General features: G+C 30.1%; 36 protein-coding genes, 2 tRNA genes and 1 pseudogene. 13 read left to right on the top strand and 26 right to left on the bottom strand.

Going from position 1 to position 21,357, the window contains the following annotated elements; translation table 11 throughout:
* Positions 1-4: 4 nt before the first annotated feature.
* From AMO19_RS05440 to aroQ, 9 genes are all read right to left on the bottom strand, one after another.
* Positions 5-580 carry a cell division protein SepF gene (locus tag AMO19_RS05440; protein ID WP_025955246.1) on the bottom strand — a complete coding sequence of 192 codons (576 nt, stop codon included), beginning with the start codon at positions 578-580 and terminating at the stop codon, positions 5-7.
* A gap of 150 nt (positions 581-730) precedes the next feature.
* A complete protein-coding gene (locus AMO19_RS05435; protein WP_075507633.1) occupies positions 731-1,366 on the bottom strand; it encodes a YggS family pyridoxal phosphate-dependent enzyme in 636 nt (211 codons plus the stop codon).
* A gap of 3 nt (positions 1,367-1,369) precedes the next feature.
* On the bottom strand, positions 1,370-1,636 hold the full coding sequence (locus AMO19_RS05430) for a PII-interacting protein PipX family protein (RefSeq protein ID WP_075507632.1): 267 nt from the start codon (positions 1,634-1,636) through the stop codon (positions 1,370-1,372).
* Positions 1,637-1,654: 18 nt separating this feature from the next.
* Positions 1,655-2,569, bottom strand: coding sequence for an energy-coupling factor transporter transmembrane component T family protein (locus AMO19_RS05425; RefSeq protein ID WP_075507631.1), 915 nt, complete (start codon positions 2,567-2,569; stop codon positions 1,655-1,657).
* On the bottom strand, positions 2,569-3,942 hold the full coding sequence (der, locus tag AMO19_RS05420; protein ID WP_075507630.1) for a ribosome biogenesis GTPase Der: 1,374 nt from the start codon (positions 3,940-3,942) through the stop codon (positions 2,569-2,571). Before der ends, AMO19_RS05425 begins: the two co-directional genes overlap by 1 nt.
* A 75-nt stretch (positions 3,943-4,017) precedes the next feature.
* On the bottom strand, positions 4,018-4,503 hold the full coding sequence (locus tag AMO19_RS05415) for a DUF1823 family protein (protein WP_075507629.1): 486 nt from the start codon (positions 4,501-4,503) through the stop codon (positions 4,018-4,020).
* Entirely contained in the window at positions 4,503-5,258 is a 756-nt protein-coding gene (gene cobI, locus AMO19_RS05410) for a precorrin-2 C(20)-methyltransferase (RefSeq protein WP_075507628.1), read from the bottom strand. The genes AMO19_RS05415 and cobI overlap by 1 nt, the downstream gene beginning before the upstream one ends.
* Before the next feature lie 16 nt (positions 5,259-5,274).
* Positions 5,275-5,883, bottom strand: coding sequence for a tRNA-(ms[2]io[6]A)-hydroxylase (locus AMO19_RS05405; protein WP_075507627.1), 609 nt, complete (start codon positions 5,881-5,883; stop codon positions 5,275-5,277).
* The gene (aroQ, locus tag AMO19_RS05400) at positions 5,884-6,324 is read right to left on the bottom strand and encodes a type II 3-dehydroquinate dehydratase (protein ID WP_075507626.1); all 441 of its coding nucleotides are present in this window, start codon (positions 6,322-6,324) and stop codon (positions 5,884-5,886) included.
* 102 nt (positions 6,325-6,426) lie between these two features.
* Here aroQ and AMO19_RS05395 point away from each other — a divergent pair.
* From AMO19_RS05395 to AMO19_RS05380, 5 genes are all read left to right on the top strand, one after another.
* Positions 6,427-6,508, top strand: a tRNA-Tyr gene (locus AMO19_RS05395).
* A 10-nt stretch (positions 6,509-6,518) separates the two neighbouring features.
* Positions 6,519-6,590, top strand: a tRNA-Thr gene (locus AMO19_RS05390).
* Between the two features lie 88 nt (positions 6,591-6,678).
* Positions 6,679-6,876 (top strand): hypothetical protein, encoded by a 198-nt coding sequence (locus tag AMO19_RS05385; RefSeq protein WP_075507625.1) that lies wholly within the window; start codon positions 6,679-6,681, stop codon positions 6,874-6,876.
* A gap of 222 nt (positions 6,877-7,098) precedes the next feature.
* On the top strand, positions 7,099-7,236 hold the full coding sequence (locus tag AMO19_RS08565; protein ID WP_179850527.1) for a hypothetical protein: 138 nt from the start codon (positions 7,099-7,101) through the stop codon (positions 7,234-7,236).
* 27 nt (positions 7,237-7,263) lie between these two features.
* Positions 7,264-7,449 carry a hypothetical protein gene (locus AMO19_RS05380; RefSeq protein WP_025880500.1) on the top strand — a complete coding sequence of 62 codons (186 nt, stop codon included), beginning with the start codon at positions 7,264-7,266 and terminating at the stop codon, positions 7,447-7,449.
* Here AMO19_RS05380 and AMO19_RS05375 read toward each other — a convergent pair.
* The 4 genes from AMO19_RS05375 to AMO19_RS05360 form a co-directional block, all read right to left on the bottom strand.
* The gene (locus AMO19_RS05375; RefSeq protein WP_075507624.1) at positions 7,446-7,748 is read right to left on the bottom strand and encodes a hypothetical protein; all 303 of its coding nucleotides are present in this window, start codon (positions 7,746-7,748) and stop codon (positions 7,446-7,448) included. The genes AMO19_RS05380 and AMO19_RS05375 overlap by 4 nt on opposite strands.
* Positions 7,749-8,226: 478 nt before the next feature.
* Entirely contained in the window at positions 8,227-8,511 is a 285-nt protein-coding gene (locus AMO19_RS05370) for a DUF3764 family protein (RefSeq protein ID WP_075507623.1), read from the bottom strand.
* Between the two features lie 44 nt (positions 8,512-8,555).
* Positions 8,556-8,903: a hypothetical protein gene (locus AMO19_RS05365; RefSeq protein ID WP_025906306.1), complete on the bottom strand. Its 348-nt coding sequence runs from the start codon at positions 8,901-8,903 to the stop codon at positions 8,556-8,558.
* 130 nt (positions 8,904-9,033) lie between these two features.
* A complete protein-coding gene (locus AMO19_RS05360) occupies positions 9,034-9,369 on the bottom strand; it encodes a putative quinol monooxygenase (protein ID WP_179850526.1) in 336 nt (111 codons plus the stop codon).
* Between the two features lie 158 nt (positions 9,370-9,527).
* On the opposite strand from AMO19_RS05360, the gene AMO19_RS05355 reads away from it, so the two are divergent.
* Positions 9,528-9,710, top strand: coding sequence for a hypothetical protein (locus tag AMO19_RS05355; RefSeq protein WP_011817860.1), 183 nt, complete (start codon positions 9,528-9,530; stop codon positions 9,708-9,710).
* Positions 9,711-9,746: 36 nt separating this feature from the next.
* Here the strand turns inward: AMO19_RS05355 and AMO19_RS05350 are convergent.
* The 3 genes and pseudogenes from AMO19_RS05350 to AMO19_RS08560 form a co-directional block, all read right to left on the bottom strand.
* Positions 9,747-10,125, bottom strand: a pseudogene (locus tag AMO19_RS05350) (phosphoenolpyruvate carboxykinase).
* A gap of 70 nt (positions 10,126-10,195) precedes the next feature.
* Complete coding sequence (locus AMO19_RS05345; RefSeq protein ID WP_025922935.1) at positions 10,196-10,663, bottom strand: cupin domain-containing protein; 468 nt, start codon at positions 10,661-10,663, stop codon at positions 10,196-10,198.
* A gap of 81 nt (positions 10,664-10,744) precedes the next feature.
* Positions 10,745-10,888, bottom strand: coding sequence for a hypothetical protein (locus AMO19_RS08560; RefSeq protein WP_179850525.1), 144 nt, complete (start codon positions 10,886-10,888; stop codon positions 10,745-10,747).
* 182 nt (positions 10,889-11,070) lie between these two features.
* On the opposite strand from AMO19_RS08560, the gene AMO19_RS08305 reads away from it, so the two are divergent.
* Positions 11,071-11,256, top strand: a complete 186-nt coding sequence (locus tag AMO19_RS08305) for a hypothetical protein (protein ID WP_032515599.1) — start codon at positions 11,071-11,073, stop codon at positions 11,254-11,256.
* 18 nt (positions 11,257-11,274) lie between these two features.
* On the opposite strand, the gene thiD is transcribed toward AMO19_RS08305, so the two are convergent.
* Together thiD and AMO19_RS05335 are read right to left on the bottom strand one after the other, a co-directional pair.
* Entirely contained in the window at positions 11,275-12,054 is a 780-nt protein-coding gene (gene thiD / locus AMO19_RS05340) for a bifunctional hydroxymethylpyrimidine kinase/phosphomethylpyrimidine kinase (protein WP_075507622.1), read from the bottom strand.
* A gap of 49 nt (positions 12,055-12,103) precedes the next feature.
* On the bottom strand, positions 12,104-12,727 hold the full coding sequence (locus tag AMO19_RS05335; RefSeq protein ID WP_075507621.1) for a TenA family protein: 624 nt from the start codon (positions 12,725-12,727) through the stop codon (positions 12,104-12,106).
* Between the two features lie 85 nt (positions 12,728-12,812).
* Here AMO19_RS05335 and AMO19_RS05330 point away from each other — a divergent pair, with 85 nt between their 5' ends.
* Entirely contained in the window at positions 12,813-14,309 is a 1,497-nt protein-coding gene (locus AMO19_RS05330; RefSeq protein WP_075508033.1) for an FAD-binding domain-containing protein, read from the top strand.
* 127 nt (positions 14,310-14,436) lie between these two features.
* Entirely contained in the window at positions 14,437-14,610 is a 174-nt protein-coding gene (locus tag AMO19_RS08555; protein WP_179850524.1) for a hypothetical protein, read from the top strand.
* A 23-nt stretch (positions 14,611-14,633) separates the two neighbouring features.
* On the opposite strand, the gene pip is transcribed toward AMO19_RS08555, so the two are convergent.
* The 3 genes from pip to AMO19_RS08550 all read right to left on the bottom strand — a co-directional run bounded on the left by pip (position 14,634) and on the right by AMO19_RS08550 (position 16,420).
* Entirely contained in the window at positions 14,634-15,584 is a 951-nt protein-coding gene (gene pip, locus AMO19_RS05325) for a prolyl aminopeptidase (protein WP_075507620.1), read from the bottom strand.
* Positions 15,585-16,094: 510 nt separating this feature from the next.
* Positions 16,095-16,277 carry a hypothetical protein gene (locus tag AMO19_RS05320; protein ID WP_075507619.1) on the bottom strand — a complete coding sequence of 61 codons (183 nt, stop codon included), beginning with the start codon at positions 16,275-16,277 and terminating at the stop codon, positions 16,095-16,097.
* Positions 16,278-16,279: 2 nt separating this feature from the next.
* Positions 16,280-16,420, bottom strand: coding sequence for a hypothetical protein (locus AMO19_RS08550; protein WP_179850523.1), 141 nt, complete (start codon positions 16,418-16,420; stop codon positions 16,280-16,282).
* Between the two features lie 377 nt (positions 16,421-16,797).
* On the opposite strand from AMO19_RS08550, the gene AMO19_RS05315 reads away from it, so the two are divergent.
* Both AMO19_RS05315 and AMO19_RS05310 read left to right on the top strand, forming a co-directional pair.
* Positions 16,798-16,995: a hypothetical protein gene (locus tag AMO19_RS05315; RefSeq protein WP_075507618.1), complete on the top strand. Its 198-nt coding sequence runs from the start codon at positions 16,798-16,800 to the stop codon at positions 16,993-16,995.
* A 17-nt stretch (positions 16,996-17,012) separates the two neighbouring features.
* On the top strand, positions 17,013-17,873 hold the full coding sequence (locus AMO19_RS05310; protein ID WP_075507617.1) for a CPBP family intramembrane glutamic endopeptidase: 861 nt from the start codon (positions 17,013-17,015) through the stop codon (positions 17,871-17,873).
* A 254-nt stretch (positions 17,874-18,127) separates the two neighbouring features.
* Here the strand turns inward: AMO19_RS05310 and AMO19_RS05300 are convergent, their stop codons facing one another.
* Together AMO19_RS05300 and arfB are read right to left on the bottom strand one after the other, a co-directional pair.
* Complete coding sequence (locus AMO19_RS05300) at positions 18,128-18,376, bottom strand: DUF1651 domain-containing protein (protein ID WP_075507615.1); 249 nt, start codon at positions 18,374-18,376, stop codon at positions 18,128-18,130.
* Between the two features lie 72 nt (positions 18,377-18,448).
* Entirely contained in the window at positions 18,449-18,877 is a 429-nt protein-coding gene (gene arfB, locus AMO19_RS05295) for an alternative ribosome rescue aminoacyl-tRNA hydrolase ArfB (protein ID WP_075507614.1), read from the bottom strand.
* Between the two features lie 204 nt (positions 18,878-19,081).
* On the opposite strand from arfB, the gene AMO19_RS05290 reads away from it, so the two are divergent.
* Both AMO19_RS05290 and AMO19_RS05285 read left to right on the top strand, forming a co-directional pair.
* A complete protein-coding gene (locus AMO19_RS05290) occupies positions 19,082-19,318 on the top strand; it encodes a hypothetical protein (protein ID WP_075507613.1) in 237 nt (78 codons plus the stop codon).
* A 230-nt stretch (positions 19,319-19,548) separates the two neighbouring features.
* Positions 19,549-19,893, top strand: coding sequence for a hypothetical protein (locus AMO19_RS05285; protein ID WP_075507612.1), 345 nt, complete (start codon positions 19,549-19,551; stop codon positions 19,891-19,893).
* Positions 19,894-19,995: 102 nt separating this feature from the next.
* Here the strand turns inward: AMO19_RS05285 and AMO19_RS05280 are convergent, their stop codons facing one another.
* The 3 genes from AMO19_RS05280 to AMO19_RS05270 all read right to left on the bottom strand — a co-directional run bounded on the left by AMO19_RS05280 (position 19,996) and on the right by AMO19_RS05270 (position 21,325).
* Entirely contained in the window at positions 19,996-20,268 is a 273-nt protein-coding gene (locus AMO19_RS05280) for a small RNA NsiR4-regulated ssr1528 family protein (RefSeq protein ID WP_025953439.1), read from the bottom strand.
* 67 nt (positions 20,269-20,335) lie between these two features.
* A complete protein-coding gene (locus AMO19_RS05275) occupies positions 20,336-20,785 on the bottom strand; it encodes a peroxiredoxin (RefSeq protein WP_082302703.1) in 450 nt (149 codons plus the stop codon).
* A 300-nt stretch (positions 20,786-21,085) separates the two neighbouring features.
* On the bottom strand, positions 21,086-21,325 hold the full coding sequence (locus AMO19_RS05270) for a non-structural protein (NS2)-like protein (RefSeq protein WP_075507610.1): 240 nt from the start codon (positions 21,323-21,325) through the stop codon (positions 21,086-21,088).
* Positions 21,326-21,357 lie beyond the last annotated feature (32 nt).

The raw sequence follows: 21,357 nt of genomic DNA, 5'->3' as shown, positions 1-21,357 counted from the left end.
TTAATCATGAATAAGCACTTAATTTAGAATTACCCCATGCTGGTTCAGGAGTGGTATTTTTGCCCAAACTATATTGTGGAGTGTTTTCTGTAGATACAGAAGAAGGAGAAGCTTCTTCTGGGGAAGAACTAGTTACATTTACACAACTTGGAGCAAAAAGGAAAATACTTTCACCTACTCTCTCTTGATGTCCATCAATTGCATATGTGCCCCCAGCAATAAAATCAACCGCTCTTTGAGCTTGATCAGGATCCATCATAGTTAAATTGAGTATTACAGTTTTTCTTTCTCTTAATGCTTGTATCGCTTGAGGCATCTCATCAAAACTTCTTGGTTCCATTAAGCTTACTTCTGAGGATGAATTTGAGATTCCAGGCATACCAACTACTTTTGATGATCTGTTGTTATTCATAAAATCGAATGGATTGGAATTTGCAAGGGCATTTGCATTCTTTGGATTTTGTTTGAAATTATTAATATCATTTAATTCATCCTCTGAAGCATAATCCAACTCATCAAAATCATCATCGAGATACTCATCCCCTGCAACTACTGCCTTTAATCTAGAAATAAGTGACACCTTTTAAATCCTCTTGAAATTGATTACTAAGGTTTAAGAACCTTAAGTAATAGATTCATTTTTTAAATGAATAAACTACCTATACTTAAATAACGTTAGTTGAACTTAACTGCAAGTTTATAGATAAGATTTTTATAAAAAAATAACTAATTAGGATCTACCTCCAAAAATTAATGCTCCTAATCTTAACCAAGTAGATCCAGCGTCAATAGCTTCCTCCCAATCACCAGACATCCCCATTGAACAATCTTGTAGTTGCAGTGAATCAGCGAGAGCACGACATTTTTTGAACAACCCTGAATTTTCTTTAGAGCTAAGTCCTTTAGGATTAATAGTCATCAAACCGGTTAATGAAATATTTTTCAACTCTTGAATTTCCCTCCATTTCATTATTAAAAATTCAGGATTAAAGCCTCCTTTAGTAGGGTCATCACTCAACTTAACCTGCAACATTATTAATGGATTTTTCTTCTCTTCACGTGAAATATTAGAAATCTTTTGCAATTTTTCAAATGAATCTACTGAATGAATGTATTTAAAATTTTGAACTATTTTTCTTATTTTGTTACTTTGTATTCTTCCAATAAAGTGCCAATTTATTTGTTTATGATCTTTTAAGGTTAATTGTTTTTCAAGCGCCTCTTGAACCTTACTTTCACCAAAATCGTTCTGACCTATATTTTGAATAGTCTTGATTTCTTGACTTTTACATCCTTTACTTACCGCAAGAATATTTACATTTGAAGGAATTTTATTTTTTATTTCTAAATAATTTGCAGGGTTCACATTTTATAAGAAAGTTTGCGTAAATAAATTCTCCCATTTAGATAGTTCTTCAGATCCTTGTCTTCTAGCTTTTTGAAGGTTTAATTCCGCCTGATTACGAGCATCTAAGTAAGGTATAACTTCAAAAAAAACTTCTCTCTGTCTAACTTCTACCAAAAAAAACATTTTTTGAGCATATAAAGTCGCGTAAATATCTCTCCCATCATTTCCAGGAGAGACTTGGTACAACATACCAAATGTTGGATGGTTTAAATAACGCTCAGAACTCAAACCTAAATATTGTGTTATTTATAATGCACCATACAGTTTTCTAAGAAAAATTGCTATGCAAATAAAACAAATCGATAATGTATTGACAATTACATTGAGTGATTTTGAAGGATAAAGAGTTCTAAATCTGTTGGTTTTAATAATAATATTTTTTTTTGAAAGTAATGATTCTGCTCCATGATCAATTCTCAGAAAAATATTTTGAAATAACCTCTCCACTAAGATTAACAAAACATTAAAAGATTTCTTTAATCCTAAATTTCGAAAATTTATTGATCTAACCGACACTGATTTAATGATATTTTGAAGTTCTTCCTGCACTAGAGGAATAAAACGTAATGCAATTAACAACTGAAACAGCCACTTACTAGTTGGCAATCCAATCTTTCTTAATGGATACATAAACCAACTTAATCCCCATACAATGTCTTCCTGCAATGTGGTTAAAAGCATCAAATTCACACTATGAATAACGGTAAATATCAAAGTGGAGGTTTTTATTCCTAGTTCAAAGGCTTTTCTTGATAAGTTATAGGGACCAAAATTTATAAACCATATCTTCTGCGAAGGAATTTGCAAAATATTCCATTCTTTTTGGCTTTCCAGTACTACTTGCAACTCATTGGGATTTCTCAAGTAGCCATCAAGAGATTGAATATCAGAAGAGGCGAGAATTGATATACATCCAATTAAAAGTGACAAGCATGAGAGAAAAAATAATGATCGCCACCATACTCTAGATGGCAATAAACTTAAAAAAGTAATTAATAGTAAAAAACCAACTAAACTCAATCTCCATATTGGACCTGCCCAGATTGGAGTGATTAAAAATATCATTACGATAATTATTTTTAATCTACTATCTATAATTCTTAGCCAACTTCTATTACCATGAACGTATTGACCAACAGAAAATTTGGTTAGCAAATTCATTAATCTTTTTGAATTAACTCAATATTTTCTCTTTCGACTTCTTTATTTAAAGCTCTTTGCTGTTTCCCTCTCCAAAGTAAAATGAGGGGTGTGCCTTCAAAGCCTAAATTTACTCTAATTTGTTTTTCAATATATCTTCTATAAGTTATTCCGAATAATTTAGGGTCATTTACAAAAAGAGTAAAAGTGGGAGGTTTGTTCTTTACTTGAGTACCGTAATAAAGCCTACCTTGCTTTCCGCTTCTCTTTGTTGGAGGACTTTTCCAACTGATTGATTCTTTAAGTACTTCATTAACTACAGATGTTGTAACTCTTCTTCTATGTTGATTTACAGCATTAAGAGCATGCTCAAAAATATTATCAACCCTTTGACCAGTTAGGGCAGATATAAAAATCATTTTTGACCAGTGTAAAAAATAAAGTTTAGATCTAAGTTCTTTTTCTACTTGATAAATTGTTGAACTATTTTTTTCTACAAGATCCCATTTATTAACAACAATTATGCAAGCTCTGCCTTGTTCTTCTATGCGCCCAGCCAGCTTCTGGTCTTGATCAGTTACTCCATCAATAGCATCTATAACTAAAACACAAACATCACTTCTATCTATAGATTTAAAAGCCCTATTAATACCAAAAAATTCAGTGCCATATTTAACATTTTTTTTTCTTCTAATCCCTGCGGTATCAATAATTTTCCAATGAATATCACCTTTTTTAATGAGCGTATCTATTGAATCAGTTGTTGTACCACTAATATCACTAACTATTGCTCTTTTTTCTCCACAGATTGAATTTAACAAACTAGATTTACCCACATTAGGCCTACCAATAATAGACATCATTATCTTTTCTTCATCATCCTGGATATTATTTTCAGGAAGTTCGCCAATAACGAGATCTAAAAGATCTCCAGTACCTGAACCATGAATAGCTGAAACAGGGTTAGGTTCGCCCAATCCTAATTTCCAGAACTCTGAAGCTAGGGATATTCCTAGAGTAGTCGATTCACATTTATTAACAGCAACAATAGTTTTACAGCTTGAGTTTCTTAACCATTTTGCTATTGATAAATCACCATCAGTAACGCCTTGATTCCCATCTACCACCAGTAACGCGAGTGAAGCCTCTTCTAGAGCTAAGAAAACTTGCGTCCTTATCTCTGGGAGAAATTCACTATCATCATCAAAAACTAAACCTCCAGTATCAACTATTTGAAATTCCTTACCTCCCCATGAAGCATTTTGATAAGTTCTATCTCTTGTAACACCTGGCTTATCAAATACTATTGCATCATTACTTTGGCAAAGACGATTAACTAAGGTAGATTTCCCAACGTTAGGTCTTCCGATAATTGCTACTGTAGGAAGAATCAATTCTTCTCTCCAAAGAAAGTAGTATCCATTACAACTATACCTTTAATAGAATCATTTACCCTTTTCAAAAAAAACTTATTTAATTTCTGGATCGCCAAAATGTCCTATAACTGGATTAACAGGGGGTGAAGTAGGATTTGGCATTAATCCATTATCTTTTGAAAAACAATCATTTTCAATCGCCCAATAAATCAACCAATTTACTGCCGTCGCTCTTCTAGTTCTTCTTGGATATAGTTCATTAATCTTATAACCTTTAAAATTGAGAAAATTTTTCAATCCCTGTTTATATTCTTTTGGAATTGATCGAGTCAAATGTATTGAGGCTGGTCGCTCTGAAATGATTTGAGGAGCTATTTCAAATTTTTCTGACCAATAAGAAGGAGTTAATGCGCTAAAGACCCAATCATTTATAGAGAGTTCTTTAGTATAAAAAAGTCTTTCCCAAACCAATTCACAAACAAAAACATCACTAACCCTATCTTCGAGAACAAGAAATAATAGATCCTTACATATTGGCCATGTAAATTTATTTTCAACTAATTTTTCTTTTTTATACATTAATCTAACCTTATCAAAATCAAAGAAAAATAAGGCATAAATGCTTCATTATATTGTGATGCATATTGAATAATTTGATCAGGCATCCCAACACTCAAAGCTATTAATGTTGTATTGATGATATCCTCTTTTTTTAAAATTTCCCTAACTAAATTCCATCTTTTGCCAACTTTCATAATGGCCAATACCGTTTTATTTGCCTTACTTTCCCTAATTAGGGTTGTTAGTTCAGATTCTGAAGAAGGGCATTCTTTGATGATTAATGTCTCGCCTTTTTTTACCAAATCAAAATCATTCAAAGCTGCTGCCGCTGAAATAGAGGAAATACCAGGTATGGTTTTGGTAATAATTTCAGCATGATTATTTTTTATTAACCTCAAGATATTAGAAGAACTTGCAAATAGTGAAGTATCTCCAAGACAAAGTAAAACGACTGATTCACCATTTTGTACAAATTTCACAATTTTTTCTACAGCATTAGACCATATTTCATCTGGATCGAAATCCTTCCTAGCCATTGGAAAGATGATTGGGATATTTTTTTTAAATTTGGTGTATTTCTTGACTATTTCCGCAGCAAAACTCTTTTTATTATCATCTGATATTGGGAAAACAATAACTTTCGCTTTTTTTATTGCATCCACAGCAGCAATTGTTAAAAGCGATGGATCTCCAGGGCCTACACCAACGATGGTGAATGTTGGTAAATCAGTTTTATATGGATTAAGTAAATTTAAGAACTTTTTTATTATCATTTTTATTTTTTTAACTTTAGCTATGTACCCTTGGCAATATAAAAGTTTCAGCCAGTATTGCTGACTCAATTTCAGACAATTCCTCTAACCTTTTAGAGGTTTGATTTTTAGAGAATTTAGTTTGCGCTAGTTTCCAGTAAACTCCAAAATGTCTTGCCTCACTCTCTAGCAGAGACTCATAAAGGGATTTAAACGATTTATCTTCATAATTCAGCGCAAGCAAGCTTAATCTTTCATGACTTCTTGCTTCAATAAGTCCTGCTATTAAGAAACTATCAAGCATTCTATTGGGCTCTTCCTTTCTTATATTCTTGGACAATTCAGCTCCATATGGAGGTGGTTTTAAGGACTCAAGAGAATGTCCAAGATCCTTCAAAAAATAAAGTATTTTTTCAAAATGTTCTAATTCCTCTCTCGCTATTGGACTTAAAACTTCTGCCAGATTTGGTTCTGATGGATATCTAAACATCAATTGAATAGCTACTCCAGCTGCTTTTCTTTCACAATGAGCATGGTCAATAAGAATATCTATTGGATTAGATAATGCGAGTTTGATCCACTCATCTGAGGTAAATGACGATAAATATTTAATATGAGAAGTGGGCCTTTTAAAATGGACTAGCATTTAATCTTTACTACTTAAATATCCAATAATTCCTTCAAGAGCTAAGGAATAACTTGATATGCCAAATCCACTAATAATTCCTACAGCTTTATCTGTAAGAAAAGATTCTTTACGAAAATCTTCTCTACTGAAAATATTTGAAATATGTAACTCTACAAAAGGAATTTTTGATCCAATTAAAGCATCACGAATAGAAATCGAGGTATGAGTAAAAGCACCAGCATTTATAAGAATACCTTGGATACTTTTTACAGACTCCTGAATTTTATCTACTATTTCTCCTTCGTGATTACTTTGAAAACATTCAAGATTAATACTTTTTTCTTTAGCAACTTTAGTTAAATCTTTTTCTATATCACTCAATGTTTTATTACCATATATTTCAGGTTCTCTAGTGCCCAAAAGATTAAGATTTGGTCCATTTATCAATAAAATATTCATCATCAATAAAGTCTTTTCTTTACAAATGCTATCTAGAAAGAAACAAAAAAACCAAAACAATTTCACACAAAGTGTCCATTAACTGATAAGTTCAAATAGTGGGGGTCGGTGCCCGAGTGGTTAAAGGGGGCGGACTGTAAATCCGCTGGCTCTGCCTACGTTGGTTCAAATCCAACCCGGCCCACTTTAAAATTGCCCTTGTAGCTCAGCGGTAGAGCACTCCCTTGGTAAGGGAGAGGTCTCGGGTTCAAGTCCCGACGAGGGCACTTGAGCAATTGATTAATATAAATGAGATCTCGTAGATCAGCACTTTAACTAAAATTCAAATATATTTAAAATAATTTGCCTTTAGTAATGCCACTATCGTCATACCGTATGCACCGAATTTATCTTGCAGCGACCATGAATTATGGCCTTGGTTCTGATGATCCAGAAGAGTTGGCATATTACAACAAAATCAGAAAAGAGATGGATGATATGAGAAAAGAGCCCGTAAAAAAAGGCATACCCCTTAATTTGGTTACCCCCGAGGGAATGGGTAAATGCATCTGAATACTTTTTTATTAATTGATGGGAGTCTTATGCTTATTTGTCTGCCTTTACTAATGATTTTTAAAGGGGGAAAAAATTAATCGCGATTTTTTCGATTTTAACCATATTCAAATTCAATTGTTGATCCTTTATCCGTATATGGGAGTACCTCAAACCGTACATATTTATTAGTCGAATGGCCTCTCTAACTAGTTAGAACATTATTGTAGTCGTCATGAGCAAATGTCTACCAAATCCACTCTAAAAGAAGATCTTAAATCTGAGATTGAAGAAAGATCAGAAGAAGAACTTCTTGAGGAAGAAATAAGGAATCAACAAACATTGGATAGCTTTGTTGAATCTGATAAAAAATGGAGCTGATCAAAACTTATTTATTAGGATAAAGTTATGAACTTAAAAAGATCACCATTCTCAATTCTGGACAAAGACAAAAGAGAAATGGACTATATCAAAGGAGTTTACAAGAGAAAAATTCAAGCTGAAATTGAATCTTATAAAGACCCCGAAGATGAAGATAAGAGAGATACAATCCAAGCTCAAGACATATTAATGCTTGATAGGATCTCAATCTAGTTATTCTTTTTTTTCTTCTTCTTATCCTTTTTTTTCTTCTTTACCTTTTCATAAAGCTTATCAGCCTTCTTTTCGATACTGTCCAGCTTACTAGAGATTTCTTTTATAGCTTCTGCTTTTCCTTCTTTAACTACAGTATCTTTTACCTCAATAATTTTAACTAGCTCTCCTTTGACTAAAGTGTTTTTTGTCTCTTGAGTTTTAATTCCAAACTTACCTTTTATAAAATTGGCTATAAAAATAAGAACAGGTACATGGGCTAGACCGCCTATTACTATTCTTGTTTCTGAATAAGCCATTTAATAGTTATGTGAACTGAGATATTTAAGCATAAATTTAATTTTTAAATTCGTTTTATTAAGCCAATAAATATTAGTAATCATTTCTTGATTCGTAGATCAAAAATCTTGCTATTAATTGAGTAGAGACTTTTTTATCAAATGCCATTAGACGTATTTCTAATGAACATGTGTGTTGTAGTTATAGCTCTGCTTATCAGAAGAGAAATCAAACTTAAGAAGGCTAGATAGATTATGAAGACACAAATTTTAAAAGAGCAATACATTCCAAATATTCATGCTATTACCCTTTTACTATTGCTTCTTTTATGTCTGTGGTTACCTCTAGCACTCAGATTCCTATTAATAATTTAGTCGAACTAGTTAGTTAATACCCTTATCCTTAAACTCTGTTATAACCAAATTTTGTTTTAAAGATCTTATATGGGACTCTTGTTACGCATTAAACTTGTGTAAGTTTGCATAGTTACTTTTTCGACTAATCAGAAACCCAACATGTGATTTTTGTTGTGCTATAAATATGCCCTCCAGATTCTATATTCTTGATGGTTTCTGGATCTGAAAAAACATGCTTAGCCACACCTTCTTCAGCTTGATGAATAACAATAACTTCTTTTGGATCAATTAAACTTTTGCCACGATATAGAGGAGTAAGTCCTACCGTTTTATGAAATTCATCTATCTCTGGACTATCAAACATTTTTACCCACTCCTCAAATGTATTTGAAAGTTTAAAGGTGAAAACAGTAGTTTCAATAGTCATAAAAAAAAGCTAATTGCTATTTATTTTAGATCGACTGTCAATAATCAAGAAAAAACTGGTGGATAAGGCGTTTGTCCATTCATTAATGATGTGTCAATTGGTTTACAGATATTCATCAGAGCATCTTGTCCAAAACCTGGACCAGAGGGACCGTCTATAAACTCCTGAAACTCCTCAGCTGAAATACCCTCTTTTACTTCCCAAAAACAATATACAGGGCCAGTTTTAGTTACTGCATTTGCAGAATGGTTAAAAAATCCTTTTTCTTTATTAGCTGCTACCGCATCATCCCATCCACCACCTGGTGACATTGCCGCATAAGCTGTTTCCCACCATTTTTCAGCTTTTCCTGCCTTAAATTCATGATGAACAATATAAAAAGTTGATGCCATAAAAATAATTTTTGTGCTGAAATAAAGCTACTTGATATAAGTAAATGGAAGATTAATTTATTTTGAATTCCTAAATAAAAAAGGGGGCTAAAAGCCCCAAGCTATCGAATGTCAATAAAAACACCCTTTATCAGAATCCAGATATTGCTTCATAGAAATCAGCGTCTGGGAGTATTTCCTTCAAAGGTTCAATCTCCTTAGCTGGGCCTTGGACCTGCACAGTAATATCTGACACTTCAAAAAGCTTGGGAATCATATGTCCCATATTTTTGAGATGAAATAAAGCGGCAGCACCATCTTTATATGCCTCTCTTACATAAGCCTTATTTGAACCGCATGTAGTGATATTAAAAAAAAGGCAGTCAGGTTCATTAGCTTTTGTCAGTACCAAAATTTCTTCTAAGAGAGCTATGCACTGGTCCATCTTCCCATCCTTGATTGTGAAGTGGGGATGGATAGAAACCATGGTTGTATCTAGAGACATTAATTTACAGATATTTCTCCCATCTTTCTAGCAACTAATCTTTATGAAAAAAATAAAAATATGGATTATCTAAAAATTAAGAATGTTAATTTGGTATCGCTTGTACCGTTTATATGTTTTTTGAAAGCTATTAATTGGATATGAGTTATTTTGCTGAACCAAACCATATTGAATATGATGCATGGTTCGATGAAAACATCGACCCAGTGGATCTTGTTAATTACTCAGATGAAAAGGAGTTCAGTGATTCGGTACACTTTAAGTTCCATAAGATGTCAACTAGAAATTTAACGATTGGTTCTTCTGATAATTTTCACTGGTAAGTAAAAGATTTTTCATTTCATATATATTTATGAATCTTACGCAGAATATGTTCCATCACTTTCTCTTCTTGCCTTAGCTAATACAATTTCATCTACAACTTTTTCAATCATGTAAGCACTTTTTTTACCAAAACTTTTTTCTTTTTTAATACTCTCAAAATCATTTGGGATTAAATCATTATATTCACATCAGTCGCATTTAATATCAATTTTCTTACCTCTGAAAACCTCTAAAGCTCTAGAAAAAATCCATTGCTGAACTGAAATAATTTTTCCAACTATCAAAATTTGACCATTCATCAAAATCTCTATTAAGGATGCCTTTTAATCCATCAGCCTGATTTACATATACTAAGTATGAATCTTTTCTTGGTTCATCATTGATACCAATTGTTTTGACAGAATTTTCATTCATTAAATATAGATTGATTGAGTAGCCTTATAAATCTAGAGGATAATTTCAAAAATATAAACAAAAAAATGTCTCAAATAAGATCATTAATTGCTTTATCCAATCTAGAAGTATGATTTGTATTTCTGAGTAATTCAAAATCCTTAAAATCAAAGCCGGGGCCAACACAACAACTCACTAAAGTAAATTCGCCTGTACTTTTTGCAGCTTGCCAATATCCAGATGGGATCATTTCTACTGGATTATTGGAATCTAAAATTAAATTTCTTATTAACTTATTATCATTATCTAGGCACCATAAATTCAGAGGATCACCCCTTAAATAAATCCAAATTTCATCTGCATTTTTTACTCTGTGCCAAGCACTTTTTGCATCTCTCTCCAAAAGATAATAAATTCCCGTAATAAAGTTTCTACTTTGGCCATCTTCTCTTATTAGAGAATTCTCACTCCTTACTATCTCTCTAAACCATCCACCCTCAGGATGAGGAGATAAATTGAATTGTTTAATTATTTCTATGTTTTTTTTATTAGGATTCACATCACAAAATATCTTTTAAATTTCTCTTATAATTAAAAGCAAACTGAAAAAAAATCAAAATAAACTATATTTTCTAAAAAATTAAGCACAAATAACTGACAAATCTACAAAATTTTTATTTTCATCTGCCAGTTCAGTAATGATTCTATTGAGCCATTCAGAGGTCGTTTCACAATAGCCTACATTTAAAATAGTTTTTTGATTTGATGTTTCTTCTTTATTCATAGTTGAAGTATTTTTATATAAATTAGTCTTTAATTAAATCTATGTGAATAAGTCTTAATTACTATCTATTTTAAAAAGTTGTATTTAATACATATTTAAAAACTGCTAGTAAACAAATAAAATTAAATCGTTGACAAGAAAATGTATACAAGTAAGAGTAGAAAAAATTTATTATTTAACCTATGAATAACATCAAGATTGAGGAATTGATGAAAGTAAGGTTCGATGGTATTGCTAATAGAATCGGGCAATTAAGCAAAAGGGAAAGTGAGTCTTTATTACTTGAGCATCTTGAGTGGTTGGAGGGCGGATGGGAGACTGAAGAAATCTTATTTTTAAAAAAACCCTACAGAAAATGGTGGTTCTAACTCCACTTCTATAAATAATTAATGATGGCCTAAGGGACCAGGGCCAGAGCCTATTTTATAAGAATTGTCTAAAGATTTCTCAACAAATAATTTCGCTTTTTGTATGGAATCAAATAGATCAAAACCTAAAGCCTTGTAACCACAAATAGCAGCACTCAAAGTACAGCCGCTTCCGTGGGTATTTTTTGTATTTATAAAATTATTAAATAACCACTCTTTTCTACCATTTAAGTCAAGGAAAAAATCCTTCCCTTTCATATCTTTTAAACCGCCACCTTTTATAAGTACCGCTTTAGCTCCAAGACCAATAATTTTTCTTGCTGAATTTTCGATATCTTCTTTACTCCTTATTTCTAAACCAGAAAGTAGATTTGCTTCATAAATATTTGGAGTCACCAAATCAGCAATTGGTAATAAGAGATTTTTATAAGCATTAATAGCAGAATCTTCCAGTAATTTAGAACCAGTTCTTGTAACCATTACTGGGTCAATAATTTTGGTTATTTTGTATGTATTTAATTTTGAAGCAGTATCATTGATTATCCTTTCATTTAATAACATTCCAGTTTTTAAGGCATCAATACCAAAATCAGCAAATAAAGTATCAAACTGACTTAATAAAGTATTCTTCTCTACTGGCTGAACGCACGAAACCTCTACACTATTTTGTGCTGTAATACATGTAATAACAGAACATCCATGTACTTTAAGGGCCATGAAAGTTCTCAAGTCAGCCTGTATACCTGCTCCACCGCCGGAGTCACTACCACCTATTGAAAGTGCAATTTTAGAATACATAATTTATTAAATTGTTTTTGAAAGTACTATAAGTAAATTTTAATTTAAATCAGAAATCTGAATATGCATTAAAAAAATCTAACTCCAATTCCATAGCTCTCCTGTATAAATATTTGGCCTGATTAATATCATATGTTTCTTTATTAGTCTCAATAAGATTTTCAAGTGAATCTGCTAGCTTTTCAAAGCTCTCATCAGAATAAGTAATTATCCATTCTTTATATTTAATGTCAAAATCCTCCTTATACAAACTTTTTCCTATCCAAGAATAAAGTCGCATGCATGGAGTCATTGCAAACATTATTTCAACGGAGCTAAGTCTTTTGGAAGTATCATCAAGAAAATCTGTATAATTTTTAGTGGCTTTTTTTATATAGTTATTAGACAAATCAATATCCCATTCTTTTGCATACGTTTCATGAAGTATTAACTCCTCTGAAACGCCCATTAAGAGTTCACTTAACTTCCTTATTGAGTACTTATCTTTTGATTTGGAAACAGCAAGACCATAAGCCTTAGCAAAAGTCTCTAAAAAGAAATAATCTTGAGCTAAATATTCTTGAAATATATTTTTAGGGAGACTTCCATTCTTTAAACCTTGAACAAATTTTGTATTTAAACTTAGTAAAGCAATCTCATAATTATCCTTCCAAAGTTTTTTTGTTATTTTCATTTTTTTGATTTTTAGTTATTCTAAAATTTTTTATATTTTCACCTACAAACTTAATCTTATTTTTCTAGGATTAAAAGAAAAAATTATGAAAGAAATAAATATTTTATGGTTTAAGAAAGATTTAAGAATTTTTGATAACGAAGCTCTCTGTGAGGCTATTAAAGATTATGATATTTTACCTATTTATATTATTGAGTTAGATATTTGGAGCCAAAATACTCATTCAGATAGACAATGGCAATTTTGCAAAGAAAGTTTAATAGACTTAAGAGATGCACTTGCTGAGATTGGACAACCATTAATTATTAGGACTGGCAATGTTATCAATATTTTTGATGAAATTAGTTCAAAATTTAAAATCAAAGGTATATATAGCCATCAAGAAACCGGAGATTGGCTTACTTATAAAAGAGATCAAAAAGTAAGAAAATGGGCTTTAAGCAAAAATATTATTTGGAAGGAATTTCTACAATTTTCAGTTTTTAGAGGAAATTTAGATAGGAATAATTGGTCTAAAAAGTGGCAAAAAAATGCCGAAAAAGACTTTTTTAAGGCTCCATTAAGAATTAATTCTATTAACTACAGTATTGGTGAAATACCCTCAGACGAAATTTTTACCTTTAAAAAAGAAACTTGTCCGGGAAGAATGCAAGGTGGAAGAAAGAAAGGTTTAGAGAGAATGCAATACTTCTTTAGTAATAAATTAGATTCTTATTCAAAAGATATTTCTAGCCCAGAAAAATCATTTGATAGTTGTTCAAGACTATCCCCATATATTTGTTGGGGATGCATTTCATTAAAAGAAATTTTTAAAAAGGCAAATATATCAAAAAACAATAATTCCAGGATGTTAAAAAGCAGATTAACTTGGCATTGTCATTTTATTCAGAAACTTGAAAGTGAACCAGAACTTGAGTTTAGGGAATTCCATCCTTTTTTTAAAAATATTAGAGAAAAAAATAATGAATTTCTAAATTTATGGAGTTCAGGTAATACTGGCTTTCCTTTTATAGATGCATGTATGCGCTCATTAAATTTGAATGGATGGATTAACTTTAGGATGCGAGCTATGTTAATGTCTTTTGCTAGCTATAATTTATGGCTACCATGGCAAGATTCAGGTTCTGAATTAGCAAATAAATTTGTAGATTATGAGCCTGGAATACATTGGAACCAATGCCAAATGCAATCTGGAACTACTTCTATAAATACCAATAGAATTTATAATCCTATTAAGCAGGGAAAAGATCATGATCCTCAAGGAAAATTTATAAAAAAATGGATACCAGAATTAAAGCATATATCACTTAATTTCATTCATGAACCATGGCTATTATCTAGATTTAATCAAGAAGAATATGAACAAATTAATTACACAAGACCAATAATTGACATCCCAAATAGCACTAAAACTGCAAAGAAGAAAATCCAGGAAATCACAAAACAGGATGGATATTGGGATATCTCAAAAGAAATTTATTTAAAGCATGGCTCTAGAAAAAGGCTTAGAAAAAACATAAATAATAAAAAAACTGTTTCTAAGGAAAAAGAAAAACAATACGAACTGAAATTAGATTTCTAAATTTTATTGTCAGAAATTTCTAGATTCCTTTTAATGCCTAGGAAAGTTTTTTAAATTTTAAAATTAAATATATAAATCCACGATGAACTAATGCAAGCTTTAATGTATTTATTAGATTTCATTAATTATGTCTGAGAGATTTGAATGGGATGATACCAATAGTTCAGGTATATGGTGGAGTACTAATGTAAGTATTAGAGACGAGTGCATTTTGCTCAAAGAAGATACTAAATGCGAAGATTCTGATATTGTCGAACTTCTTAGAAGTATTGCACAAAATATTGAAGATAATGGCCTTTAAATTTTAAAGGGATATTCTCTCTTTTAGAGATTTTGAATTCCTTTTACAGCTTTTATTAGTTCGATAGTAATACCTTTTTCACTCATTGAATGACCAGCATCATCAACAATAATTAATTCAGAATTCTTTAATTTTTTATTTAAATCCCAAGCACTCCTAACAGGACATACTACGTCATACCTACCCTGAATTATTTTTGTTGGAATCGATTCTATTGTTTTTATATTTTTCAAAATAAAATCATCCTCTAAGAAAATATTATTAATAAAATAATGACATTCGATCCTTGCAAAGGCATCTGAAAAAGAATTAACTGCAGACTTATCAAAATCAAATTTTTTATTTATTAAATGACTTGTTGAGAGTTCCCATTTTGTCCAAGCTGCTGCTGCTTTTGATCTAAGATTTGCATCTGATGATGTTAGATATTTATAAAAAGAACTTATTAAATCATTTCTTTCTTCTTTTGGTATTACAGAAATATATTCTTCAAATTCATCGGGGAATATCTCACTTGCACCATATTGATAGAACCACAATAATTCAAACTTTCTACATAAAAATATTCCTCGCAAAGTTAAGCTGATAACTCTTGAGGGATTTTTAATCGCATAAATAAGTGAAAGTGTTGAGCCCCAAGATCCACCAAACAAATGCCAACTATCTATTTTTAAAAGGATCCTTAATTTCTCAATATCATCAACTAAATGATTGGTCGTATTTTCTTTTAATTCGGAGAAAGGAGTTGAAGAACCACAACCTCTTTGGTCAAATTGAATAATATCGAATTTATCTGGGTCAAAGTATCTTCTATATCTTGGTTGACTTCCTCCTCCTGGACCTCCATGAATAACAAGAATTTTTTTGCCTTTTGGATTACCAGATCTTTCCCAATAAATCGTATGAATATCACTTACTTGTAAAAAACCCTTTTCACGTACTTCAATTTTCGGAAACAAGACTTGATCTTTCATTTTTAAATATTTTTAATCACTTTATTTATTCATATTATCCAAAAAGAAGTCTAGTTTAGAAGTATTTTGTTAAACAAAAAAAGGACTGCTTGTACAGTCCTTTTTGATATTTGATTTCCTTCTTACAGGATTTGTAATTACATATTTTAAAGTCTATTTACTCATAAACCTAGAATACGTGAATTCGGGGATTTCTCTCGATAATTTCAGTCCCTATTGTCGCTAGTAATTATAAAGCGAAGTCTTATCAGACTAATTGATTGAACTTTAATTTTCGAATAATCCCATTCTCAGGAATACGCTTCCTATATTTTGGAATTTGCTAAATTTCAGGCGGACTATCAATCATTTAGATTGCCTCCGAACTCAACATTTATAAATTACTCCTTTTTATATTTTCAGTAAATCCGTAAATATGCTGATTTACTTTTTTCTTAATTTGTAAGAGGATTTAAATGATCCTTTGTTTTTTATAGATAAATTGAAATAATAAAGTCTATAATCTCTTATTTATTCAGATTCATAGAGCAAAATAGATTCAATTATTCTTTTTTCACTATCAGAAAGTTTATAATCTTCCAATTTCCACTGAACAAATTTTACACACTCATCAATAGAAGGATTCTTATCCCGGCACTTACGCCACTCTCTAATCCAATCTGCCAAGGCAAAAGTTATTTTTGTAGTAAGCATATTTACCAATCAGGGTAATTAAAATCTCCGCCTATAAGTTCTTCATAAAATTCCCCTTCTTTTATACCTTTATCATATTTTTCAATTATCTTTTTATAAGAAGCTATTGAGGGTAGTAAATCTCCTACATATATGGGTTCCATTCTAATTGTTATAATAGTTTTAATTATTTATTATTTTATATAAGAATTTAATAAATAGATTATTAATATGCATTATGGATTTCATCAAAAAGAACAAGATCTTAACAGTAATGGCCGTAATTGCAGTTTTATCATTTGCATTAGAAAAAGTAGGCATAATACACCCTTAAAATAATTAATTTAATTTGTTAGATACTTCCTAATGAAATAAGTAAACCGATACTATTACTGCAAAAATAAGCAATGGAGATAATAATGTAAAAATTAAAGTTGAAAGATTAATCAGCATAAATTTTAAATAAATAAACAAATTTAATAAACATCACTTTTAAGCATTTGCAATAAGTAAAATTTAAATTATTACGATATAAAAAAATTTGAATAAAGAAAGATATAAAGAAGAATATGAAGAGGGGTCAGACTTACTATGGCCTAGTGATAAAGAAGATAAAATAACTCGGCAATTTTATAAAGATTTATCGGATCTTTCAAAAAACATAAACTATAGTAAAAAGAAAAAGCTAAAACTTTTTGAACAAGTAGTTAGAATAATAAAAGGCAAAGGCTGGGGTTAATTAATATTCAAACTAAAATGAAAAATTTAATGATATTAATTAAAAGTTTTTTTCTTTTAAGACCAAGATTTTTATCCACTATATTTTTTATTCCAATTCTTTATGGCATTGGCTGGGCTTTATCTCAGCCACTTCTATTGTTTAATTTTGAAGAAGAAAATTTATCCTTAATTGGAACTATTATTACTTTTTTTCTTTTTATCTTTTTACTCCCATATTGGTTTTATATAAAACGAAACAAAACAAGTGCTTGGTTACTTCTTGGGATAACTAAAGACAAATTTTTAAAAAACTTTGTCAATTTTTCTAAAGGTATCTTATTTTCCTTAGTTTTAATAATTCTAATTCTGGTACCACTATTGCAAAAAAATTATATTTCTTGGATAGGTGAATTCTCGCCAATAATATTATTAAATTCTATTGTACTAGGATTAGGTGTTGGATTCGCAGAGGAAATAATTTTTAGAGGATGGTTACTAGAAGAACTAAAATTTGAATATGGTACAAAAATATCAATAGCTTTACAAGCTATAGTTTTTAGCTTTGTTCATAATTTATCAAATGACATATTTTGGAACATAATAGGATTACGTTTAGGATTTATTTTACTTGGGATATTTCTATCATTAGTCAAAATTAGAGATAAAGGTTCTCTATGGAATTGCATAGGACTTCATGGGGGACTTGTGGGTATTTGGTTTTTTATAAATAACGGATTAATAGAATTCAAAGAAAATACACCTTCTTTCTTAGCAGGTCCTTTTACACAAAATATTCCGAACCCAATCGGAAGCTTTAGTGCAATTTTAATATTACTTTTGTTATGTATTTTTTATGCAGTAAAATCAAAAAAAAATTTCCTTAGACGTTTTAATTAGATATAAATACCGATTGATTTTTGATTGGTAATTGTCAGATTAAAATAAAGCTGAATTCTCATATGAACTTTGAGGCAGGAATAAGATTTATTGTCTTTTTAGTAATTTTTGGAGTTACAAACTATCTAATGATGTTGAGAAGATATGAAAACGACATCAAAAAAAAGAAATATTTACAACAGGAAAAAATTTCCAGGCTATACCCTAAAGGTTCATTTATTTTCTGAAATTAAAAAAGTTTTTGTAAAATCTACTCACCATTTTTTATTAGTTTTTTGCCAACCTTCATTTAACAATTTTTGCCACAATAATCTTGCTTCTTCTATAAAAATTTTTTTTCTAGTTTTCATCAAAGGAGCATTTTCTCCATGCATTCCCATAATAATTCCTTCTTCAATAAACATATAATCAATAGATTTATCAGAATGATCATTATCTTTGTAGAAACGCATCACCCCTACAAAATTGGAGTCTATTAACCAGAAATCATTAGTTGAATTCAATAAACCAAAAATTAAATTAAATTTATCACATGTTTAGTTGCAATCTACGAGGAAAATATTTATTTAGTTTATTCATATTTGATACGTTTTTTCTTTTTGTCTACTTTTTTTCAATTCGCCACGTTTTTTCTTAACCTCAACTCTTTTCTTTTGTGATGCTTTAGTGGGTTGTGTATATTTTCTTAATTTAAAAGGTTTAGTTAAAGCATTTTTTATTATTGAACTTAATTTTATTAAAGCTAGCTGCCTATTTAATAATTGATTTCTGTGTTCTTGAAACGTTAAACGTAAGCTATTATTCACTAATTTATTTTTCAAGTTTCTCTTAAGAATTTCTTTCTGATAATCATTTAATACTTTGGAATCTTCTAAATTAAAAATAATCTCTACTCTGCTTTCAATTTTATTTACATTTTGTCCTCCAGGACCGGAGGATCTGGAAAATCGCCACTTAATTTCGTTGGATGGGATTACTAATGTTTTAGTAATTTTTAAATCCATTTTTAGTTCTTTTTGATTTAGATCTTTATAATAATCTCCTTAATACTTTAAAACATAACTTAAAATTCGATCGGTAAATACTGGGCGGTTAAGTTAGGTAAACCGAAATTCGGTGTATTTGCCGTATCAATATCTTCGGTATTTATCCTTTCATATTTCAAAGAATTATCAGATATTGAATTTGTACTAATTCAAAGGTCACTTATGTATTCAATGTTTGATCTTCTTTTTGAAACACCTTCATATCGCCCTGTATATGTTATTTCCGATAGTGAAATGAAGGAGTTAAAGAAAAACCAACATCAAGAAGAGCTTGATGAAATTACAAAACAAAAAGTAAGACTTGAAGATGCTTTTAAAGCTCAACTAAAACATCTTGAAGAGAGAGAAAAAGAAGTAAAAAAAGAACTTAAAGTACTCTCAGCCTCAAAAGATAAATAATTTATTTTTAGAGAAATTACTTTTTTCAAAGACGGTTAAAAACCGTCTTTTTTTAATTCTTATAGTTGTAAGGGATATATTAAATCCACAGATTTTAAAAATATTTTCCATAATTAAAAAATGAACAACAACAAAGAAAAAATAAGAATGTTCTTACCCTTTAGTTGGATAATTTGTGCAGCAATATCTTTTGCTTATATAAATTCGCATTTAATAAATACCTAAAATAAATGTCTTATCCCACAAGAGATGAAATACTTGCATCTTCAAAAGGGTGGGTAGCATCTTTTTTAAATTTTCTTCCTGGTTTAGGATCGGGTTACTTATATCAAAGAAGATGGAAACCCTATTTTTTTACCCTCACTGCTAGTACTGCTTGGTTCGCTTTAGGTATTTTTTTACAAGGTGATTCAGAGCCTTCTCAAAATGAACAAATAATTGGAATTTCTGGTCTTTTTTTCATATCAATAGTTACAGTTATAGAAGCCAACTTGGCTTTCAAAAAAGCAATTAATAAAACAAAAGCTGAAAAAGAGAAAATAATATCCACTACCAAAAAAGGATGGTTTAAATAATTCAAAAAAATTAGATCTAAAAAATATTTTATTAGTTCTCAGTTTTTTAATTTAAGTAAAAAATTACCATATATAATTTTTAAAATAACTAAAAAGATTTTTTTAGTTATAAAAAAATAAAATTTCCTTTTCTTTAAGACCTTCCCATCCCGAGTCTATTAATAATTGATTCAATGTTTCTTTATCAAAATGCTTAGAACCGGTTTTGACGCATCTATTTCTCATTGATTTTTTAACACCACTCCTTTGTCTTTTATTCTCCTCATCCATAATTCTATTGTATAGATCTAGCATTTTTTGAGGGATTGGAGTACCGTCAAGATCCACTCCATTTTCAATAGCAAGATCAACAGCCTGCATTCCCATTTTCTTCATATACTTAAAAAAAGCTGAAACTATAATAAAACAAAAGTTATTAATCTAAAATTCTTTAAATAATAATTTATTGATTTTGAATTTCCTTAAGTACTCTAATAGCCTCTTTAATATGTTGAGGACCATTCAATAAATCTCTAAAAACATGCCTAACTATCCCTTTGCGATCGATAACGTAAGTTACCCTACCATCCATAAAACCTAATACTTTAGGTACTTTAAAAGTTTTCCTAAGAGCGTCATTCGTATCACAAAGTAATGGATATTGTAATTTATTTTTATTGGCAAATGCTAAATGACTTGAGGTACTTCCATTACTTACTCCCCAAACTTGTGCCCCTAATACTTTAAATAAGTCATATTTATCTCTAAATCCGCAAACTTCTATAGTGCAACCCGGCGTATCATCTTTTGGATAAAAGAACAAAACAAGGGGATTTTTTAATCCCTTATTTGATCTTTTAACTCCATTTTGATCCAGTAAAGAAAATTCTGGAATTTTATCTCCAATCTGCACAATGATTCTTATAAAATTCCATATTAGAGGTTAGTATGTTTTTTTTGTGGCCTTAAAGTAAATAACTGTTATTAAAGTCAGTTTTTTTGTTTTAAAAGATACTAAAAAATTATTGAAATAAACTAGGGTAAATTTATTAATTCAACAATATGGAATTAATAATTTATATTTTTTTATTTCTAATTCTTTTTTTGGGAGTTATTTTTAACTTAAAAATAACTAATTTTAAAAAAATTAAAGAAATACAAAACAAAGCCAAAGATTATTCAAAAAAGAATAATTAAATAAGTATTGCTAAGATTAAAATTCAATTTTTTCATTTGGAGTAAATACTGAGCAATATTTTTTTACAAGGTCCTTTGGCTGAATATTGGAAGGATTCGTTAATTTTAATTTTAGTTTTTCTATAGCCTCATTAGCATTAATTTCACCTAGTCGATATCTTGCACACGTATCCAATACTTTAAACATTTTTGTGGTAACAGCTTCAGCTGGATAAATTTGAAAAAAAAGGTAAAAAACAACAAATAAGTACTTCATTTTTTTTTGATAGTAGATATTTAGCAAATGGT

It is taken from the genome of Prochlorococcus marinus (assembly GCF_001180245.1).
Taxonomy (GTDB): Bacteria; Cyanobacteriota; Cyanobacteriia; order PCC-6307; family Cyanobiaceae; genus Prochlorococcus_A; species Prochlorococcus_A marinus_F.
The sequence above is the reverse complement of the archived record's forward strand: the minus strand, read 5'-3'. Positions and strand labels throughout refer to the sequence as shown.

Excerpts from the sequence above, each read along its gene's own strand:
- pip (WP_075507620.1), bottom strand. The coding sequence starts at position 15,584 with ATGAAAGATCAAGTCTTGTTTCCGAAAATTGAAGTACGTGAAAAGGGT.
- AMO19_RS05335 (WP_075507621.1), bottom strand. The coding sequence starts at position 12,727 with ATGAAAATAACAAAAAAACTTTGGAAGGATAATTATGAGATTGCTTTA.
- AMO19_RS05355 (WP_011817860.1), top strand. The coding sequence starts at position 9,528 with ATGAGTTATTTTGCTGAACCAAACCATATTGAATATGATGCATGGTTC.
- AMO19_RS05365 (WP_025906306.1), bottom strand. The coding sequence starts at position 8,903 with ATGGCATCAACTTTTTATATTGTTCATCATGAATTTAAGGCAGGAAAA.
- aroQ (WP_075507626.1), bottom strand. The coding sequence starts at position 6,324 with ATGAATATTTTATTGATAAATGGACCAAATCTTAATCTTTTGGGCACT.
- AMO19_RS05330 (WP_075508033.1), top strand. The coding sequence starts at position 12,813 with ATGAAAGAAATAAATATTTTATGGTTTAAGAAAGATTTAAGAATTTTT.
- AMO19_RS05320 (WP_075507619.1), bottom strand. The coding sequence starts at position 16,277 with ATGCTTACTACAAAAATAACTTTTGCCTTGGCAGATTGGATTAGAGAG.
- AMO19_RS05290 (WP_075507613.1), top strand. The coding sequence starts at position 19,082 with ATGTATTCAATGTTTGATCTTCTTTTTGAAACACCTTCATATCGCCCT.
- AMO19_RS05385 (WP_075507625.1), top strand. The coding sequence starts at position 6,679 with ATGCCACTATCGTCATACCGTATGCACCGAATTTATCTTGCAGCGACC.
- AMO19_RS05380 (WP_025880500.1), top strand. The coding sequence starts at position 7,264 with ATGAACTTAAAAAGATCACCATTCTCAATTCTGGACAAAGACAAAAGA.
- cobI (WP_075507628.1), bottom strand. The coding sequence starts at position 5,258 with ATGATAATAAAAAAGTTCTTAAATTTACTTAATCCATATAAAACTGAT.
- AMO19_RS05310 (WP_075507617.1), top strand. The coding sequence starts at position 17,013 with ATGAAAAATTTAATGATATTAATTAAAAGTTTTTTTCTTTTAAGACCA.
- AMO19_RS08550 (WP_179850523.1), bottom strand. The coding sequence starts at position 16,420 with ATGGAACCCATATATGTAGGAGATTTACTACCCTCAATAGCTTCTTAT.
- arfB (WP_075507614.1), bottom strand. The coding sequence starts at position 18,877 with ATGGATTTAAAAATTACTAAAACATTAGTAATCCCATCCAACGAAATT.
- AMO19_RS08560 (WP_179850525.1), bottom strand. The coding sequence starts at position 10,888 with ATGAATAAAGAAGAAACATCAAATCAAAAAACTATTTTAAATGTAGGC.
- AMO19_RS05405 (WP_075507627.1), bottom strand. The coding sequence starts at position 5,883 with ATGCTAGTCCATTTTAAAAGGCCCACTTCTCATATTAAATATTTATCG.
- thiD (WP_075507622.1), bottom strand. The coding sequence starts at position 12,054 with ATGTATTCTAAAATTGCACTTTCAATAGGTGGTAGTGACTCCGGCGGT.
- AMO19_RS05285 (WP_075507612.1), top strand. The coding sequence starts at position 19,549 with ATGTCTTATCCCACAAGAGATGAAATACTTGCATCTTCAAAAGGGTGG.
- AMO19_RS05375 (WP_075507624.1), bottom strand. The coding sequence starts at position 7,748 with ATGGCTTATTCAGAAACAAGAATAGTAATAGGCGGTCTAGCCCATGTA.
- AMO19_RS08555 (WP_179850524.1), top strand. The coding sequence starts at position 14,437 with ATGTCTGAGAGATTTGAATGGGATGATACCAATAGTTCAGGTATATGG.
- AMO19_RS05360 (WP_179850526.1), bottom strand. The coding sequence starts at position 9,369 with ATGGTTTCTATCCATCCCCACTTCACAATCAAGGATGGGAAGATGGAC.
- AMO19_RS08565 (WP_179850527.1), top strand. The coding sequence starts at position 7,099 with ATGTCTACCAAATCCACTCTAAAAGAAGATCTTAAATCTGAGATTGAA.
- AMO19_RS05425 (WP_075507631.1), bottom strand. The coding sequence starts at position 2,569 with ATGAATTTGCTAACCAAATTTTCTGTTGGTCAATACGTTCATGGTAAT.
- AMO19_RS05370 (WP_075507623.1), bottom strand. The coding sequence starts at position 8,511 with ATGACTATTGAAACTACTGTTTTCACCTTTAAACTTTCAAATACATTT.
- AMO19_RS05415 (WP_075507629.1), bottom strand. The coding sequence starts at position 4,503 with ATGTATAAAAAAGAAAAATTAGTTGAAAATAAATTTACATGGCCAATA.
- AMO19_RS05280 (WP_025953439.1), bottom strand. The coding sequence starts at position 20,268 with ATGAAGAAAATGGGAATGCAGGCTGTTGATCTTGCTATTGAAAATGGA.
- AMO19_RS08305 (WP_032515599.1), top strand. The coding sequence starts at position 11,071 with ATGAATAACATCAAGATTGAGGAATTGATGAAAGTAAGGTTCGATGGT.
- AMO19_RS05270 (WP_075507610.1), bottom strand. The coding sequence starts at position 21,325 with ATGAAGTACTTATTTGTTGTTTTTTACCTTTTTTTTCAAATTTATCCA.